This is a genomic window from Sphingomonas parva (ex Maeng et al. 2020) (assembly GCF_004564275.1).
Classification (GTDB): domain Bacteria; phylum Pseudomonadota; class Alphaproteobacteria; order Sphingomonadales; family Sphingomonadaceae; genus Allosphingosinicella; species Allosphingosinicella parva.
In genome coordinates this window covers 127,624-142,385 of record NZ_SPDV01000003.1, presented here as the reverse complement: position 1 = coordinate 142,385, position 14,762 = coordinate 127,624, and the positions used below count along the sequence as shown (strand labels likewise).

Sequence of the window (14,762 nt, the reverse complement as noted above, 5' to 3'; positions counted from 1 at the left end):
CGCGGGATCAGTGCCGGCCATATGCTCCGGGCGCGCGAGGGGGGCAACCCCGTCTTGCCCGAGGGTCGCAGGTCGACGTGCTCGCCGGCCGCTTGGCCAGGCGCTCACGCTGCGGTCAGGCGGCAGCCTTCCTGATGGCGCGCTCGGTCAGCGCAGGATCGGCCAGGGGACCGAGGAGGGAAACCACGCCGCCCGTCTCCCGGCGTGCCAGGATCAGGACGAACTCCTCGGAGGTGTCCATGGCGACACGCGCGAAGGCTGGAGCGTTGCGCAGCGCTTCGCGGATCGCTTCGTTCCGGTCCGGCTTCGGCTCTGGCCGGCGCGCCCGGCGCTCGGCCTGGACGACGCCCTTGAGCCCCCCCTCGAACGTTTCGAGATAGGCGCGCAGACCGTCGATCGCGATGTCCTCACGCCTTGCCCAGGAGAGAGCGGCGGCGAACTCGGTCAACCGCGCCTTGTCGTAATCGGCTCCGAAGACGAGCTTCACGACCGGCGTCATGGGGGCCCTGGCCTGAGCCTTGAGGCCCGAATCCTCGAGAAGTTCGCGATAGCCTTGGACGTCGACCTCTGCCGCGCGGGCGAAGGCATAGGCGAGGCCCAGCGCACGATAGAGGGAGGCGCGACTGCGGCTGTCCGCGCCCCGCGCCGCTTCGGCGCTCTCGCGCGCCGCGCAAAGGCGGTCGGCGAGGCCGGCGTCCGGGTCGAAGACGGCCGCTTCTTCCGGCTCGTCCGTGCCGTGCAGCAGAGAGGGCGGTTCCGCGTTCGGGCCGTCGGCCCAGACCGGACTGGCCTCGACCGACGGTACGCCGGCGGCGAGCGCCCGTTCGGCCTCGCGGGCGATGTCGGCGATCACCGCACTGTCGGCGATCTCCTTCCAGTTGATCACGCCGTAGATGAAGTCGATCGTGTCGCCAGTCGAGGAGAAGGGCATCAGGATGCCGCGGTACATCGTGTTCTGGCCGAGCTGCGACACGAATTCGGCTTCGAAGCCGATCGGCGCGCGATTGGCGATGATCTGCAGATAATGGTCCGTGAGGCGCGAGAGGAGCGACCGCTTGGGCACGTCGCTGATTCGGCGAATGTCGCCGATCAGACCGCATTCGGTACGAAGCGCGTTCCCGAGCCAGGCCACCGCCGGATCGTCGCCATCGCCCGAAAAATCGAGCAGCACGCTGTGCGGGCCGAAATCCCCCAGGTCGGAAGGGTTGAGATCGCGGATCGACGGATAGGGCCGGCCGTCGAGAAGCGACACCCAGTAATTGTAGGCGCGGACGTGCATCCGGCGCTCGTCGACGCCGATCTCCGGCGGCGCCTCGATCGCGTCCTCTTCGTCGGAGGGCGAGCCGAAATCCGGCTCGTCCTCGAATGCGCGAAGGCTGTCCATCAGGCGTCCCGTGCCCCTCTGTGGGAAGAGCCGGAACAGTGCCAGCATGTGGTTGCGATTCCGTTAAGTGCGATACCGAAACTGCCGGATCGGGGGCGGCGTGCGCAGGCGCTTGTCATCCGGGCAGGCCGCTGCTAGACGGCGCCCCTCCTCCGGGAATGCCGCTTTAGCTCAGCCGGTAGAGCACATCATTCGTAATGATGGGGTCGCGTGTTCGAGTCACGCAAGCGGCACCACTACCGACATGAATAAGGGTTGCCCGGCGCGCTCGCCCGAGTCAGGCGGTCAGGCGTTGGCCTGGGACAGGCGCGCGTCACCCGATGCGGCCTGCAGCCGCTCGAGCAGGGCTTCCATCACGATCGCCGGAATCGGCCGGCCCTGTGCGGCCAGAGCACGGACGGCGTTGAACTCGGCGTCGGTGAGCGCAGGAGCAGTGAGTTTCATTTCAGGGTCGAAATAGGAAGAGGCGCGCGGCCCTGCAATGACGGGAAATCCCTGTCAGTAGAAGTCCCATGGGCCGCGGCAGGAGTTGCTTAGCGACTGGCTGGGGCGGTGTCCGCCGGCCGCTCAGACCGCCTGCAGCTGCGGGGCGTCCGGCGCATCCACTTCGGCTTCCGTGGCCTTCGCCTCGAGCCGTTCGACGATGGCGGCCATCACGATCGCGGGAATCGGTCGTCCCTGGGCGGCCAGGGCCCGCACCGCGTTGAAATCGGCGTCGGAGATCGGCGCGCGACTGGAGTCATTCATACGCTTGGAACTCGTTCGATCGCAGCAGACGTTAAGGTCAGGCGGCGCGGCGCCGCACCGACGCCAAGGGCCGTTCGGAGACCGTTGGGCGGCCCATTCGGCGCGCCACGTACGGCAAGTCGATCGGCCGGCAGGTGGAAACGCCGAGCACTCGCTCGGGCTCCGGATGGATGACCAGGCGCCCGTCCAGCGCCGCAACGATCCGCTCCCAGCTGGCCGCAATCGATCGAGCGAGCACGAGCAGCGCCGTCCCGATTAGGGTGAGGAACAGCAGCGGAAAGAGCATCTGTATCATGCGGGTGGAACGAAGCTTTTCGGGTCTTGTTCCAACTGCCTGAGATTCGCGGTTTTTTACGGTAGTCGCGAAACTGCGTCGGCAATCGTCCGGTGCTGTCTTTCGCGACCGGCCTGGCGTAGATTGGCCAGGCGAAGAGAAGAGGGAGAAAAACGGTGGCCAAGGGTCAGGTCCGCAGCAACAAGGAAGCGCGCAAGCCGAAGAAGGAGGTCAAGAAGACCATTGCAGCCAAGCCCTCCACCAAGGGCAAGCTGGCGGGCGACTGATGGCGAAGGATTTCGTTCGGCACCGCCAGCCCTGGAAGAGCGAGGAGCTCGCGAAGCTGCGCACCCTCGCGGCTAAGGGGATGGGCTTGAAGGCCATCGCCAAGGCGCTGACCAGGAGCGAGGAATCGGTCCAGGATCGCGCCAAGGCGGACGGGATCGGGATCGCCAAGCTCCGCTAGTGCGTCGCACCCCTGTGGCGCTCAGCTCGAAGCCTGTCCGAGAAGGCGCAGGCGCAGTTCCTCCATGCCGATTGCACCGATCGCCAGAGGCCGATCGGCGGCGACGAGCACGTTGGCGACATGGCCAAGGATCTGGTCGACCAGGTCGAAGCTCTGCAGCGCCGTCGCATGGCGCGCGAGGATGTCCGGCTCGCCCGTCAGTTCGTCGCCGAGCTTCTCGAGCAGGCTTCGGACGTAGCCGAGTTCATCAGCCAGGCGTGTGTCGAGGCCCGGCCGCGGCGGGCCCGTTGGCGTCGGCGGAAGGGGAGCCGCGGCGGCGCCGCTGCGCACTTCGGCCTGCAGGGCGTCTACCCGGGTCTGGCGATCGAGCTCCTGCGGCGGCGTGCGGCTTCCCATGACCCATGCGGACACGCGCGTGGGCACGTCGAAATGGACTCCGCAGCGCTGGCCCGAAGACCATGCGACGAGGCCGGGTACGGCCAGATCGAGGCGCCGGAGGATGATCGCGGCTCCTGGCGGCGGCAGGCTGTCGCCTTCGATCGCCGCGCCGCTTTCGGAGAGGTTGCGGATGCGAACGGGCGCGCTCAGTCCTCGCGCCTCGATGGACGCGGCAAGCAACAGGCCGGCGCGTCCGGCCTCCTGCCGGAGGTCTTCCGTATTTCCGCCTGCGGCGGCTGTCACCTTCATCGATCGCGGTCCATCGGCTTTCCCCGCCGGCATCTTCGCGCGCGATGGTTAAGGCCGCCTCAACGGAGCCTGCGGACCGGGAAGCCTCCCGCCGCGGCGGCATTGCCCAGGCCGGAGGCAGGAGCTAGCCTCGGCCGATGAAGCGTCTCGTCCTGTTCGATTATTACCGCTCGTCGGCCAGCTATCGCGTGCGAATCGCGCTGGCGCTGAAGGGCCTCGATTATGAGCGGATCGAGGTCAATCTGCTCGAGGGGGCGCAGCGCGGGTCGGAGTATCGGGCGCTCAATCCTCAGGCTCTGGTGCCGATGCTCGACGTCGGGGATCGTCGGCTGACGCAGAGCCTCGCTATCATCGACTGGCTGGACGCGGCCTACCCGCAGCCGGCCCTGCTGCCGGCAGATCCGGGAGAGCGGGCCGATGTCCTTTCGCTCGCCCTCGCTGTCGCCTGCGACATCCACCCGCTCAACAATCTGCGGGTCCTGAAGCACCTGCAGGCAGCGCTCGGCCAGCCCGAGGAGGCCCGTAATGCCTGGTATCGTCATTGGGTGGTGGAGGGGCTGACGGCGCTCCAGGCGATGGCGGCGCCGCATGCCGGTCGCTTCCTGTTCGGTGACACGCCGACGCTGGCCGATGTCTGCCTGGTGCCGCAGATGTTCAACGCGCGGCGCTTCGCCGTACCGCTCGACGCTTTTCCACTGCTCGTCCGCGCCGATGCCGCGGCGAGCGCGCTTCCGGCCTTCGCCGCCGCGCATCCGGATCGCTTTGCGCCCTGACCGGGCGGACGATATAGAGGGGCAGGAACAGGAGAGGCGCCGATGGGCCGCGTGGACGCGATCAACCGGGGAATGGCGGACGCATCGCCGCTCGCCTCCGTCGAGATTCCATCGCTGCAAGGCGAAGTCGGTCCGGAAGAGTGGAAGATCCGCGTCGACCTCGCTGCGGCTTACAGGCTGGTCGCGCATTACGGCTGGGACGACCTCATCTTCACGCACCTCTCCGCGCGGATACCGGGGCCCGAGCACCATTTTCTGCTCAACCCCTACAACCTGATGTTCGAGGAGGTGACCGCGTCAAGCCTGGTCAAGGTCGATCTCCACGGCGTGCCGGTCTCCCCGTCGCCGTTCATCACCAATCCCGCCGGCTTCACCATCCATTCGGCGATCCATATGGCGCGAGAGGATGCGCACGCCGTCATCCACCTGCACACGGCCCACGGTCAGGCGGTCTCGGCGCATTCCGAGGGGCTGCTGCCGCTGACCCAGACCGCGATGCTGATCCGCGACGAGGTCGCCTATCACGATTACGAGGGCGTCGCGGTGGACCTCGACGAGCGCCAGAGGATCGTCACCGATCTCGGCACGAAGACGGCGATGCTGCTGCGCAACCACGGCACGCTCGCGATCGGCGAGACGGTCGGCGAGGCCTTCCTCAAGATCTACTTCCTGGAACGCGCCTGCCACGCCCAGATTCTCGCCCTCTCGGCGGGGGACGGAAATCTCAACAATCCGCCGCAGGGCGCTCCGGAAGTGACCGCAGAGCAAGGCAGGATCGGCCTCAAGATGGCCGCCGGCGCGCTCGCCTGGCCCGCCTTGCTGCGCAAGGCCTACCGGCTCGATCCAAGCTTCGCCACCTGAGTGTTAGCCGCGAAACCAGTCTCGGCTCAGCGTCCTCGAGGCAACGAAATAGATCAAGGCGCTGAGCACGTAGAATGCGAGGCCGTACAGGATCGAGTATTGCAGCGAATCCGCGCCATGCTGCGCTTTCAGCCGGTCTGACATCCAGCCAAGGAAGTAGTTACCGACCGCGATTCCGATCAGGTTGTTGATGAACAGGAAGCTGGCGCTGGTCGTCGACCGCATGTTGGCGGGAACGATGTGCTGGACCGCTGAGATGACGGGGCCGAGCCAAGCAAGCGCCAGCATCTGGCCCAGTGTGAACAGCAGCCACGCAACGATCATGTTCGGCGCGAAAAGCCCAAGTGCGAAGGCGGGAGCGGCGATGAGAAAGCACACTGCTGGAATCAGCGCGTAACGTCCCGGATTGGCGGGGCCGATGCGATCGCCGATCCAACCTCCCAGCCATGTGCCGGCCACTCCGCCCACCAGGACGATCGATCCGTAGAACCAGCCAACTGCGCTGAGCGGGAGGTCGAAGCTTCGGTTGAAGAAGGAGGGAAGCCAGAAGATCAGGCCGTAGCCGAGGATCGATCCGGAGGCGGCGCCGAATGAAAGGAGCCAGAAGCTGGGAATCCGGGCAAGCGCGGCAATCACGGTCGCCAAAGGTGGAGCGGGCTCGCTCGACCTGCCGTCAGCGCTGTCGAGCGCACCACGCTCCGGGTCGCGGATGAGAAGCTTGATCAACAGCGCTGCGGGAAGGCCCGCGAGCCCTACGATCACGAACGCTGAGCGCCAGCTCAAATGCGAGGCTAGCCAGCCCCCAAAGAAGATGCCGAGCGCCGAACCGAGGGGAATACCGAGCGAGAAGAGCGCCAGGGCGCGGGCGCGACGGCTCTTCGGGAAATAGTCGGCGATCAGGGAATAGGACGGAGCAATTCCTCCTGCCTCGCCGAATGCCACACCCATTCGTGCGACCACGAGCTGCCCGTAGTTCTGAACCATGCCGCAGGCAGCCGTGAAGAGACTCCAGATCGCAACGGAGCCGGCAATGATTCCGACGCGGCTCTTGCGATCCGCCAGCCAGGCGATCGGTATCGCGATGGTGCTGTAGAAAAGGGCGAAGACCACCCCGAGGTAGCTCAGCGTCTTGTCGTCCAGCTCGAACTCTGCCCGGATCGGAACGGCGAGGACGCCGATGATCTGCCGGTCGATGAAGTTGAAGATGTAGGCGAGGAGCAGGATCGCCAGCACCCGGCCGCCTCCGCGCGTGCCGGCTTTGTCGTGCTGCTCCATGCTCCTCGCCTCCCTTGTCCTTAGAATTTCACGCCGAGGCTCAGGAACACCTGACGGGGGTTGCCGTAGAAGGCGGTGGCGACGCCCTCAACCCCAAGGCTCGGCCGCACCTGACCGGCCGCGTTGCGCAGCGGTACGCCGGTGACCGGATCGGTCAGCAGGAACTGATAGCCCGACGTGATATACTGCTTGTCGGTCAGGTTCTTGCCATGGAGGCCGATCGTGTAGCGGTCGTCTGGCGAGGTCCAGACGAGGCTCGCGTCGATCAGCGCATAACCGGGCTGGTCGAGGAACGGGCTCGGAGTCTCGAATTGGAAGGTCTTGCTGCGGTAGGAAAGCGTGGTGCTCGCCGAGATTTCGCCGCCTTCGAACCGCGTCGCGACGTCGAGCGTTCCGGACAGCGTCCACTTGGGCGTGTTCTGGATGCGGCGGAAGTCGGCGACGTCGACCGGGCCCTGACCGGGCACGTTGGTGATGAACTCGTCATATTGCGCGTCGAGATAGCCCGCCGTGCCGGTGAAGTTCACCCGGGATCCGCTCTCCGTGTCGCGCAGCAGGGTCGCGACCATTTCGGCCTCCACGCCCTTGAACGTCGCCTTGCCGGCGTTGGTCGTGACGCCGACGAAGGTCGGCACGCCATTGATCACCGCGCCGACCGAGCCGGGCACCTGGACGTCCTTATAGTCGGCATAGAAGCCGGCGAGCGCGAGGCGGAGGCGGCGATCGAACAGCGACGCCTTGTAGCCCGCTTCGAAGCTGTCGACCTTCTCCGGCTCGAACAGGAAGTAATCGAAGATCTCGTCGGCCTCGCGCGTGCCGTTGCCGTTGAGGTCGGGGGCCGCAGTCGAAAGGCCGCGCGGGTCGAAGCCGCCGCCTTTGAAGCCCTTGGCGTAGCTCAGGTAGAAGGTGTTGTTCTCGTCCGGCTTGAAGCTGATCGAGGCGCGGGGCGTGAATTCCTTGAACGTTTCCTCGCCGGTGAAGTCCGAGGTGCGGGCGCCGAGCTGGACGCCCTTGCCACCGAGCTCGGGCGAGGGGCCGTTGAGCAGGTTGGCGCGGATGATCCGCGCGTTGCGCTTGTCGTGGGTGTAGCGTCCGCCCACCGAGACCGCGAACTGCTCGCTGATGTCGAAGGTGAAATCGGCGAAGGCGGCCCAGGTCTTGGTGTCGACGTCGCCGAACGTCGACGCGGTGAGGCCCGGCAGCACGATCGGCGAGGTCGTGGCCAGCACGACGTCGAAGATGTTGTTGGCGTTGGCGTCGAGATAATAGACGCCGGCGAGACCCTGCAGGCGGCTGCCCTCGTAGACGATCTGGAATTCGTTGGAGAATTGCTTGTTGCGGTAGATCGCCGGCACGTCGACGTCGGCGGCCGGGAGAGAATCGAAGTCGATCGGGGCGAAGCTCTTGTCCTTGCGCCAGCCGGTGATGTTGCGCAGCGTCAGCTCGTCCGTGAGCTTGAACTCGGCGCGCGCGGCCCCGCCATAGGCTTCGATTTCCTGGCGCGGCGTGTTGAGGCCGGCGCGGCTGTCGTAGACGTCGTCGAGCACCGGCGTGCCGCTCACCAGGCCCGGGATCAGCCGATGGCCGTTGCGCGGGTTCGAATTGTCCTTGGTGTAGTCGCCCGAGACGCGGAAGAAGAAGCGATCGCTCGGCTCGATCTCGATCGTGCCGCGCGCCGCCCAGATGTCCCGGTTGTAATTGTCGAGACCGTTGTTCCGGTTCTCGCCGAAGCCGCCCCGGGAGAGCCGCGCACCCGATGCGCCGATCCGGATCGCGTCGCTGATCGGCGTGCTAGCGGAGACGATCAGATCGCCCTGCTTGTAGGTGCCGAAATTGGCGCGGGCGCGCAGCGTCGGCTCTTCGTCGAGGCGACGGGTCACGTACTTCACCGCGCCGCCGATCGTGTTGCGACCGTAGAGCGTGCCCTGCGGGCCGCGCAGCACCTCGATTCGCTCGACGTCGTAAATGTCGAGCACGGCCGCCTGCGGGCGGTTGAGATAGACGTCGTCGAGATAGATGCCGACGCCGGCCTCGAAGCCGGCGACCGGATCCTGCTGGCCGACGCCGCGGATGAACGCGGTGAGGGTGGTGTTCGTCCCGCGCGACGTTTCCAGCGTGACGTTCGGCGTCGTGTCGGAGATGTCCGTGATGTCGAGCGCGCCCTGGCGCTCGAGGGATTCGCCCGAATAGGCGGTGACCGCGATTGGAACGTCCTGCAGGCTCTCCGCCCGGCGGCGTGCCGTCACCACGATCTCCTCGTCTTGCGTCGACGTGTCGGCACCAAGGCTTTCGTTGGCGGCGGCAGCCTGCTGCTCGTCGGATGCGGAGGCGCTCGCGGGCACGTCCTGCGCCCAGGATGGCGCGGCGGCAAGCAGGGCGGCGACAGCGGTGCCGATCCTCAGAGTGTTCCTGGTCATGGCGATCTTCTCCTGTGCTTATGCGGTGATGGCGGATTGACGGACGGGCGGCAGGCTGGCCGCGAAGGCGCGGAGGGTGCGGTTGAACAACTCCGGCTCCTCCAGGTGCGGCGAATGGCCGGAGTGCTCGAACGCGACGGCCCTGGCCTCGGGAATTGCGCCGGCGAGATGATCGGCGGTGTCGGCGCCGTAGAGATGGCTCTCCACGCCGTGCGCAATCAGTGTCGGCTGCCGAATCGCGGCGAGGAGCGGGCGGAAATCCTCCTCGGCAAGCGAGCGCCAGAGCGCGCCGATTGCCTCGCCGTCGTTACGGGCGAATTCGGCGCTGGCCCAATCGGCAAGGGGGTGGCGCTCGAGCCCGGCGCCCTGCGCGAAGATCGCCGCTCCGGCCGCCGCGGCGAAGGCTGTGAAATCTTCCGCAATGGCACGCGAGCGCGCCTCGCAATGCTCGGGTGAGAGGCCCAACGTCCAATCCCCGTCGTTGCGCACCCGCGGCGTCATGTCGATGATCACGGCGCCCGCGAAGCGCCGCCGTGCGGGGCCGGCGAGAACCCGCCAGAGCACGGAAGCGCCAAGCGACCAGCCCATGCCGATCGCATCGTCGAGGTCGAGCAGGTCCGCCAGCTCGGCAACGTCGGCGGCAAGACGGGCGATCGTGGGCGCGGCGTCGCCGCGAGAGCCGCCGTGGCCGCGCAGGTCGAGCCGGATCAGTCTGAAGTCGGAAACGAGGCTGCGCTGCGGCTCGAAGAAGCCGCTATGCGCCATCAGCCCGTGCAATGCGACGATCGGACGGCCTTGCCCCTCATCCCGATAGGAGATGCGGACGCCGTCAGACGCGGTGAAATGCTGCAACCTTTCCTCCCCAGCCCGCTCCTATCGAAGCCGGGCGAGAAGAGCGATGCGTCTAAATGAAAGTTGAGTCAATGTTCAGAAACGCGCCGCCGCGGCCCACCGCGACAGCGGGATGGCGGTCCCGGCGAAACGACGGGGGCGAGGAGCGGGCGCGACATGCGCCTCCTCCACCTGAACATCGACGGTGAAGTCGGCCTTGCACTTGGTCGGCCGCGGAATGGCACGCCCCTGCTGGCGATACAGCTCCAGCGCGCCTTCCAGCGCGCCGCGAACCTTGCCGGCGGCTTCCTCGCGATTCGTCGCATACGTCATCGCCTCGGGGATGTCGGGGCAGATCGCGTAAACGGTTCCAAAACCGTCGTCGGCAAGCGTTACTGGGTAGGACAGGTACAAGAGGGCCTCCGTTGCGCCCCTTTCAGCCCTGGACCTTGTGAGGGAGGTAAACGCCGTTATCGTAGATCACCCGTATGGTGGAATCCCTACGGCATCCTTGCCTTTCTTGCCCGGCCGATTCGCATGCGTCCGGGTTGCGCTGGGTCGAAATCCGGCTCACCTTGCGCGTGGGGAGGCGGAATGTCCTATCTGAACCAGGCCGCGGCCGGCGGCGAGAAGGAGCCTCGGACGGAGCGGGGACGCAAGACGCTGCGTCGGCTGATCGAGGCGGCAGCGGCGGAATTCGGCGAGCGCGGCTATCATGAGGCGGCGATCACCGGCATCACGCAGCGTGCCGGCGTCGCGCTCGGCACCTTCTACACCTATTTCGAAAGCAAGGAGGAGGTGTTCCGCGCCCTCGTCCGCGAGATGAGCCGGGCGACGCGCGCGCATGTCGCGGAGGCCGTGAAGGGCTCTCCCGACCGGCTCGCCGCCGAGCGGATGGGCCTGGAAGCATTCATCGCCTTCGTGCGGCAGCACCCCGAGCTTTATCGGATCATCGAGGAAGCGCAGTTCGTCGCGCACGATGCCTATCGCGAACATTATCTGACCTTCGCTGATGCTTACGGCCGCAACCTCGCCGCCGCGCGTTCCCGCGACGAGATCGCCGACGGTCCGGACGAGCCGCGTGCCTGGGCGCTGATCGGCATGAGCGTCTTCCTCGGCATGCGCTACGGCATTTGGGACCGGGATCTGACGCCGGGAGAGGTCGCCGACGCCGCGATCGCGCTCGTTTCGGAAGGCCTGCGCAAGCGCTGATCGCGCCCCTCTACCGCCTCCGCATAGACGGTCGGCGCCGGCTACGGTTGAAGCGCGGCCCGTGCGGCCCTAATTGGCGCAGCACATGAAGCTTACCACCCTTCCGAACGGTCTCCGTGTCGCGAGCCGCGAAATGCCCGGGATCGAGACCGCCGCCGTCGGCCTCTATGCGGAGACCGGGTCGCGCAACGAGCCGGCGCGTCTCAACGGCATCGCTCATCTCTTCGAGCACATGGTGTTCAAGGGCGCCGGCGGCCGTTCCGCACGCGAGATCAGCGAGGCGATCGAGGACGTCGGCGGCGATCTCAACGCCTGCACCGACCGCGAGACGACGAGCTTCACGGCGTCGGTCATGGCCGAGCATCTTCCGCTCGGCGTCGAGCTGATCGCGGATTTGGTGCAGCGCCCGCACTTCAACGCCGACGAGCTCGAGCGCGAGAAGGACGTCGTTCTCCAGGAGCTGGGCGAGGCGCGCGACACGCCGAACGACATCATCTTCGACGATCTCCAGTCCGCGGCTTATGCGGATCAGCCGCTCGGCCGCTCGGTATTGGGCACGGAGGAGACGATCGACGCGGTAGCCGTCTCCGATCTCGATGATTGGCGGCAGATCCATTATCGCGCCGGAAGCCTCACCCTCGTTGCAGCCGGGAAGGTCGATCACGAGCGGCTGGTCGATCTCGCCGTGTCCCGCTTTGGCGGACTCGCTGCCGGAACCGGCGGCGCACCGGAGCCGGCCCGTTTCACCGGCGGCGATCGCGTCGGCCGGGCATCGTCCGATCAGGCGCATCTCGCTCTCGGCTTCGGCGCGCCGGGCCAGACCGATCCAGACTATTACGCCGCGCGCCTGTTCAGCGATGCGGTGGGCGGCGGCATGTCCTCGCGCCTGTTCCAGCAGCTGCGCGAGGAGCGCGGCCTCGCTTATTCGGTCTATTCGCTGCTCCAGCCCTGGGCGGAGACCGGCCTCTTCTCCATCTATGCGGCGACGGCGCGGCGCCAGTCGGCCGCAGCGGCGCAGCTGATCGAGGAAGTGCTCGCGGATGCGGCCGAGACGATCACCGAGCGGGAGCTTCAGCGGGTTCGCACCCAGGCCAAGGCGGGCCTGCTGATGTCGCTGGAGAGCCCCTGGGGTCAGGCGCATTACGTCGCGCGCCAGATCCAGACTTACGGCCGGCTGGTCAAGCCGGCCGATGTGATCGCGGACGTCGAGCGGGTCGATCTCGATCAGATCCGCGCAGCCGGACGCAAGATGCTCTCCGGCCCCCGTGCCCGGGCGACGATCGGCTTTCCCGCCGTCCGCGCGGCGTGACCGGGCCCTCCGCAGCAGACCGGGGCCTTGCCACGCTCGTCGGCGAGCCTTGGGCCGACTACGGCCTGATGGACAGCGGCCACGGCCGCAAGCTCGAGCGCTACGGCCCGTACAGCTTCATCCGCCCGGAGCCGCAGGCGATGTGGGCGCCGGCGCTGCCGGACTGGGATGCGGACGGCGAGTTCATCCCCGGCTCCGACGAGGAAGGCGGCGGCCGCTGGCAGTTCGCCCGGCCGGTACCGAGGGAGGGTTGGGACATGGCCTGGGAGGAGGTTCGCTTCCGCAGCCAGTGCACCCCGTTCCGCCATCTCGCCTTCTTCCCCGACATGGCGCCGCAATGGGCCTGGATGCGCGAGCGCCTGCAAGCGGGTGCCGAGGCGATGAACCTGTTCGGCTATACAGGCGTCGGCACCCTCGCCATGGCCGCCGCCGGCGCGAGACTCACCCATGTCGATGCCTCGAAGAAGTCGGTCGAGGCGGCGAAGGAGAATGCGCGCCTTTCCGGAATGTCCGAGCACCCGATCCGCTGGATGATCGACGACGCGGCCAAGTTCACCGCGCGGGAGGTGCGCCGCGGCCGCCGCTATGACGGCATCATCCTCGATCCGCCGAAATACGGCCGCGGGCCGACCGGCGAGGTCTGGCGCCTGGAGGAAGGGCTTCCCGGCCTGATCGCCGACTGCCGCAAGCTGCTCGACCAGGACAGCCGCTTCCTCGTCCTCACCGTCTATGCGGTCCGCATGTCGGCGCTCGCGATCGGCGAGCTGCTCAGTCAGGCGATGGCCGATCTCGGCGGCCGGGTGGAATGCGGCGACATGGCCGTGCGCGAGGAGGCCCGCGGCCTGCTGCTCCCCACCGCCATCTTCGCGCGCTGGAGTCGCGATTAGTCCCGCGCCGCGCGAATCGCCGCGCCGGCGGCGAACGGAGCGATCGCGACCAGCAGCAGCGACACCGCGGCGAGCAATTTGACGGCGCCGGCGCCGCCGCTCGGCTCGACCATCGCCGCGCCGAAGATCAGGATCGGCACCGCCAGCGGCAGCATCAGCAGGCCGGCAAGCGCGCTGGTGCCGCGCAGGCCGGCGGTCAGCGCGCCGGTGATCAGCGTCAGCGCCGCGAGCCCCGGCGTTCCGGCGAGCAGGCCGAGCTCGAGCCGCGACAGCACGTCGCCGGGGAGCTTGAGAAGGGCCGCGGCGGGGAGCGTCGCCAGCATCAGCGGCGGCCCGAAGCTCAGCCAGTGCCCGGCGAGCTTGGCGAGAGCAACGCTCTCGTCGCTGATGCCGCGCACCGCGAGTTGGTCGAGCAGGCCGGACGCGCGGTCCGGCTCGACCAGCCGCTCCACCGGGAGCAAAGCCGCAAGGAGCGCCGCCATCCACAAGGCGCCGCCGCCGGTGCGGGCGAGAAGCGGTGCGTCGGGCCCGACCGCGAACGGAAAGAGCGCGGCGACCAGCAGGAAGAAGATCAGCGGCAACAGGGCGTGCCCTGCGGTCGCGGCGAGGCGCAGCTCTCTCAGGACGAGCGCGATCATGCCAGGGTCACCAGGTGCGCGTCGTCGAGCTTGAGCGGCTGGTGCGAGGCGGCGAGGATCGCGCCGCCCTGGCTCCGGTGCCCGGCCATGGCGGCCGCCAGACGCGCCTGGCCCTCGCCGTCGAGGCCGTTCGCCGGTTCGTCGAGCAGCCAGAGCGGCGCGCCGCTCGCTATCACCCGGGCGAGCACCGCGCGCTTGCGCTGCCCCGTGGAGAGCAAGCGAACCGGCGCCTCGGCCAGGCGCTCGAGCCCCATCGCCGCCAGCCCCCGCGCCGCATCGCCGCCGTCGAGTCGGGCCCAGAAGCCGAGCGCCGCGGCGAGGGTCGAACGGGTGTCGAGCGCCAGGCCCTCGTCGGCGAGGGCGACGGCGCCGCCGCGCCGCACGGAGCCTGAGGAGGGGCGCAGCAGGCCGGCTGCCAGGCGGATCAGGCTCGACTTGCCGACGCCGTTCGGGCCGGTGACCAGCACCGCCTCGCCAGGCGAGAGGGAGAGGCTGAGCCGCTCGAACAGCAGGCGGCCGCCGCGCAGCAGGGCGCCATTGTCGATCGCGAGCAGCGCCGGTGCGCTCACCCGGCCGCATCCTCGATCGCGTGCATGTCCGCATCGGAAAAGCCGAAATGATGGCCGACCTCGTGCACGATCACATGGGTGATGAGGTCTTCGAGGCCGACGCCGGTCTCCGCCCATTCGTCGAGCAGCGGCCGACGGTAGAGGTGGATGACCGGCAACAGCTCGCCGGGCATCATCCGCTCCTGCTCGCCGACGGGGCGCCCGGTGTAGAGGCCGGTGAGATCGAACGGATCCTCGATGCCGAGCTCGGCGAGCACGTCCGCTTCGGCGAAGTCCTCGACGCGGACGACGACGCCCTCGAGCAGCGCGCGGAACTGCGCCGGCATCCGGGCCAGCGCAGCGTCGGCCAGGCGCTCGATCAGCGCCGCGTCGGGCGCGTAGGTTTGACGCTCGCTCATCCACCGGTCCATAAAGGCGCAAGACCGCGCGCGC

18 protein-coding genes and 1 tRNA gene are annotated in these 14,762 nt (G+C 67.9%); 7 read left to right on the top strand and 12 right to left on the bottom strand.

Going from position 1 to position 14,762, the window contains the following annotated elements:
• Nucleotides 1-115 precede the first annotated feature (115 nt).
• On the bottom strand, nucleotides 116-1,384 hold the full coding sequence (locus E2493_RS03100; protein WP_135083598.1) for a PAS domain-containing protein: 1,269 nt from the start codon (nucleotides 1,382-1,384) through the stop codon (nucleotides 116-118).
• Nucleotides 1,385-1,544: 160 nt separating this feature from the next.
• Here E2493_RS03100 and E2493_RS03095 point away from each other — a divergent pair.
• A tRNA-Thr gene (locus E2493_RS03095) sits at nucleotides 1,545-1,620 on the top strand.
• A gap of 49 nt (nucleotides 1,621-1,669) precedes the next feature.
• On the opposite strand, the gene E2493_RS21010 is transcribed toward E2493_RS03095, so the two are convergent.
• The 3 genes from E2493_RS21010 to E2493_RS03085 all read right to left on the bottom strand — a co-directional run bounded on the left by E2493_RS21010 (nucleotide 1,670) and on the right by E2493_RS03085 (nucleotide 2,417).
• Nucleotides 1,670-1,828 carry a hypothetical protein gene (locus E2493_RS21010; protein WP_167737357.1) on the bottom strand — a complete coding sequence of 53 codons (159 nt, stop codon included), beginning with the start codon at nucleotides 1,826-1,828 and terminating at the stop codon, nucleotides 1,670-1,672.
• A 123-nt stretch (nucleotides 1,829-1,951) separates the two neighbouring features.
• Nucleotides 1,952-2,131 carry a hypothetical protein gene (locus tag E2493_RS03090; protein WP_135083596.1) on the bottom strand — a complete coding sequence of 60 codons (180 nt, stop codon included), beginning with the start codon at nucleotides 2,129-2,131 and terminating at the stop codon, nucleotides 1,952-1,954.
• A 37-nt stretch (nucleotides 2,132-2,168) separates the two neighbouring features.
• Complete coding sequence (locus E2493_RS03085) at nucleotides 2,169-2,417, bottom strand: hypothetical protein (protein WP_135083594.1); 249 nt, start codon at nucleotides 2,415-2,417, stop codon at nucleotides 2,169-2,171.
• A 274-nt stretch (nucleotides 2,418-2,691) separates the two neighbouring features.
• Here E2493_RS03085 and E2493_RS03080 point away from each other — a divergent pair, with 274 nt between their 5' ends.
• The gene (locus tag E2493_RS03080) at nucleotides 2,692-2,871 is read left to right on the top strand and encodes a hypothetical protein (protein WP_135083592.1); all 180 of its coding nucleotides are present in this window, start codon (nucleotides 2,692-2,694) and stop codon (nucleotides 2,869-2,871) included.
• 21 nt (nucleotides 2,872-2,892) lie between these two features.
• On the opposite strand, the gene E2493_RS03075 is transcribed toward E2493_RS03080, so the two are convergent.
• Nucleotides 2,893-3,558 carry a PilZ domain-containing protein gene (locus tag E2493_RS03075; protein ID WP_167737356.1) on the bottom strand — a complete coding sequence of 222 codons (666 nt, stop codon included), beginning with the start codon at nucleotides 3,556-3,558 and terminating at the stop codon, nucleotides 2,893-2,895.
• 137 nt (nucleotides 3,559-3,695) lie between these two features.
• On the opposite strand from E2493_RS03075, the gene maiA reads away from it, so the two are divergent.
• Both maiA and E2493_RS03065 read left to right on the top strand, forming a co-directional pair.
• The gene (gene maiA / locus E2493_RS03070) at nucleotides 3,696-4,331 is read left to right on the top strand and encodes a maleylacetoacetate isomerase (RefSeq protein ID WP_135083588.1); all 636 of its coding nucleotides are present in this window, start codon (nucleotides 3,696-3,698) and stop codon (nucleotides 4,329-4,331) included.
• A gap of 72 nt (nucleotides 4,332-4,403) precedes the next feature.
• Entirely contained in the window at nucleotides 4,404-5,192 is a 789-nt protein-coding gene (locus E2493_RS03065) for a class II aldolase/adducin family protein (RefSeq protein ID WP_135083679.1), read from the top strand.
• 3 nt (nucleotides 5,193-5,195) lie between these two features.
• Here the strand turns inward: E2493_RS03065 and E2493_RS03060 are convergent, their stop codons facing one another.
• The 4 genes from E2493_RS03060 to E2493_RS03045 form a co-directional block, all read right to left on the bottom strand.
• Nucleotides 5,196-6,467, bottom strand: coding sequence for a spinster family MFS transporter (locus E2493_RS03060; RefSeq protein ID WP_135083586.1), 1,272 nt, complete (start codon nucleotides 6,465-6,467; stop codon nucleotides 5,196-5,198).
• A gap of 20 nt (nucleotides 6,468-6,487) precedes the next feature.
• Nucleotides 6,488-8,884 (bottom strand): TonB-dependent receptor, encoded by a 2,397-nt coding sequence (locus E2493_RS03055; protein WP_135083584.1) that lies wholly within the window; start codon nucleotides 8,882-8,884, stop codon nucleotides 6,488-6,490.
• Nucleotides 8,885-8,902: 18 nt separating this feature from the next.
• Entirely contained in the window at nucleotides 8,903-9,736 is an 834-nt protein-coding gene (locus E2493_RS03050; protein ID WP_135083582.1) for an alpha/beta fold hydrolase, read from the bottom strand.
• A gap of 75 nt (nucleotides 9,737-9,811) precedes the next feature.
• Nucleotides 9,812-10,129 (bottom strand): type II toxin-antitoxin system HicB family antitoxin, encoded by a 318-nt coding sequence (locus E2493_RS03045; protein ID WP_135083580.1) that lies wholly within the window; start codon nucleotides 10,127-10,129, stop codon nucleotides 9,812-9,814.
• Between the two features lie 180 nt (nucleotides 10,130-10,309).
• Between E2493_RS03045 and E2493_RS03040 the strand changes: the two genes are divergently transcribed.
• The 3 genes from E2493_RS03040 (at nucleotide 10,310) to E2493_RS03030 (ending at nucleotide 13,123) form a co-directional block, all read left to right on the top strand.
• Nucleotides 10,310-10,927 carry a TetR/AcrR family transcriptional regulator gene (locus E2493_RS03040; RefSeq protein ID WP_135083578.1) on the top strand — a complete coding sequence of 206 codons (618 nt, stop codon included), beginning with the start codon at nucleotides 10,310-10,312 and terminating at the stop codon, nucleotides 10,925-10,927.
• 85 nt (nucleotides 10,928-11,012) lie between these two features.
• On the top strand, nucleotides 11,013-12,236 hold the full coding sequence (locus E2493_RS03035) for a M16 family metallopeptidase (RefSeq protein WP_135083576.1): 1,224 nt from the start codon (nucleotides 11,013-11,015) through the stop codon (nucleotides 12,234-12,236).
• A gap of 68 nt (nucleotides 12,237-12,304) precedes the next feature.
• On the top strand, nucleotides 12,305-13,123 hold the full coding sequence (locus E2493_RS03030; protein WP_135083677.1) for a class I SAM-dependent methyltransferase: 819 nt from the start codon (nucleotides 12,305-12,307) through the stop codon (nucleotides 13,121-13,123).
• Here the strand turns inward: E2493_RS03030 and E2493_RS03025 are convergent.
• Genes E2493_RS03025 through E2493_RS03015 form a run of 3 tightly spaced genes read right to left on the bottom strand, consistent with a single transcriptional unit; the run spans nucleotide 13,120 to nucleotide 14,728 of the window.
• Nucleotides 13,120-13,761, bottom strand: a complete 642-nt coding sequence (locus E2493_RS03025) for a heme exporter protein CcmB (RefSeq protein WP_135083574.1) — start codon at nucleotides 13,759-13,761, stop codon at nucleotides 13,120-13,122. The two genes, E2493_RS03030 and E2493_RS03025, sit on opposite strands and share 4 nt — an antisense overlap.
• The gene (ccmA, locus tag E2493_RS03020; protein WP_167737346.1) at nucleotides 13,758-14,330 is read right to left on the bottom strand and encodes a heme ABC exporter ATP-binding protein CcmA; all 573 of its coding nucleotides are present in this window, start codon (nucleotides 14,328-14,330) and stop codon (nucleotides 13,758-13,760) included. Before ccmA ends, E2493_RS03025 begins: the two co-directional genes overlap by 4 nt.
• Complete coding sequence (locus E2493_RS03015; RefSeq protein WP_135083571.1) at nucleotides 14,327-14,728, bottom strand: metallopeptidase family protein; 402 nt, start codon at nucleotides 14,726-14,728, stop codon at nucleotides 14,327-14,329. Before E2493_RS03015 ends, ccmA begins: the two co-directional genes overlap by 4 nt.
• Nucleotides 14,729-14,762: the final 34 nt, after the last annotated feature.

Excerpts from the sequence above, each read along its gene's own strand:
- E2493_RS03055 (WP_135083584.1), bottom strand. The coding sequence starts at position 8,884 with ATGACCAGGAACACTCTGAGGATCGGCACCGCTGTCGCCGCCCTGCTT.
- E2493_RS21010 (WP_167737357.1), bottom strand. The coding sequence starts at position 1,828 with ATGAAACTCACTGCTCCTGCGCTCACCGACGCCGAGTTCAACGCCGTC.
- E2493_RS03015 (WP_135083571.1), bottom strand. The coding sequence starts at position 14,728 with ATGAGCGAGCGTCAAACCTACGCGCCCGACGCGGCGCTGATCGAGCGC.
- E2493_RS03040 (WP_135083578.1), top strand. The coding sequence starts at position 10,310 with ATGTCCTATCTGAACCAGGCCGCGGCCGGCGGCGAGAAGGAGCCTCGG.
- E2493_RS03025 (WP_135083574.1), bottom strand. The coding sequence starts at position 13,761 with ATGATCGCGCTCGTCCTGAGAGAGCTGCGCCTCGCCGCGACCGCAGGG.
- maiA (WP_135083588.1), top strand. The coding sequence starts at position 3,696 with ATGAAGCGTCTCGTCCTGTTCGATTATTACCGCTCGTCGGCCAGCTAT.
- E2493_RS03090 (WP_135083596.1), bottom strand. The coding sequence starts at position 2,131 with ATGAATGACTCCAGTCGCGCGCCGATCTCCGACGCCGATTTCAACGCG.
- E2493_RS03100 (WP_135083598.1), bottom strand. The coding sequence starts at position 1,384 with ATGGACAGCCTTCGCGCATTCGAGGACGAGCCGGATTTCGGCTCGCCC.
- E2493_RS03075 (WP_167737356.1), bottom strand. The coding sequence starts at position 3,558 with ATGAAGGTGACAGCCGCCGCAGGCGGAAATACGGAAGACCTCCGGCAG.
- E2493_RS03065 (WP_135083679.1), top strand. The coding sequence starts at position 4,404 with ATGGCGGACGCATCGCCGCTCGCCTCCGTCGAGATTCCATCGCTGCAA.
- E2493_RS03080 (WP_135083592.1), top strand. The coding sequence starts at position 2,692 with ATGGCGAAGGATTTCGTTCGGCACCGCCAGCCCTGGAAGAGCGAGGAG.
- E2493_RS03060 (WP_135083586.1), bottom strand. The coding sequence starts at position 6,467 with ATGGAGCAGCACGACAAAGCCGGCACGCGCGGAGGCGGCCGGGTGCTG.
- E2493_RS03085 (WP_135083594.1), bottom strand. The coding sequence starts at position 2,417 with ATGCTCTTTCCGCTGCTGTTCCTCACCCTAATCGGGACGGCGCTGCTC.
- E2493_RS03030 (WP_135083677.1), top strand. The coding sequence starts at position 12,305 with ATGGACAGCGGCCACGGCCGCAAGCTCGAGCGCTACGGCCCGTACAGC.
- E2493_RS03035 (WP_135083576.1), top strand. The coding sequence starts at position 11,013 with ATGAAGCTTACCACCCTTCCGAACGGTCTCCGTGTCGCGAGCCGCGAA.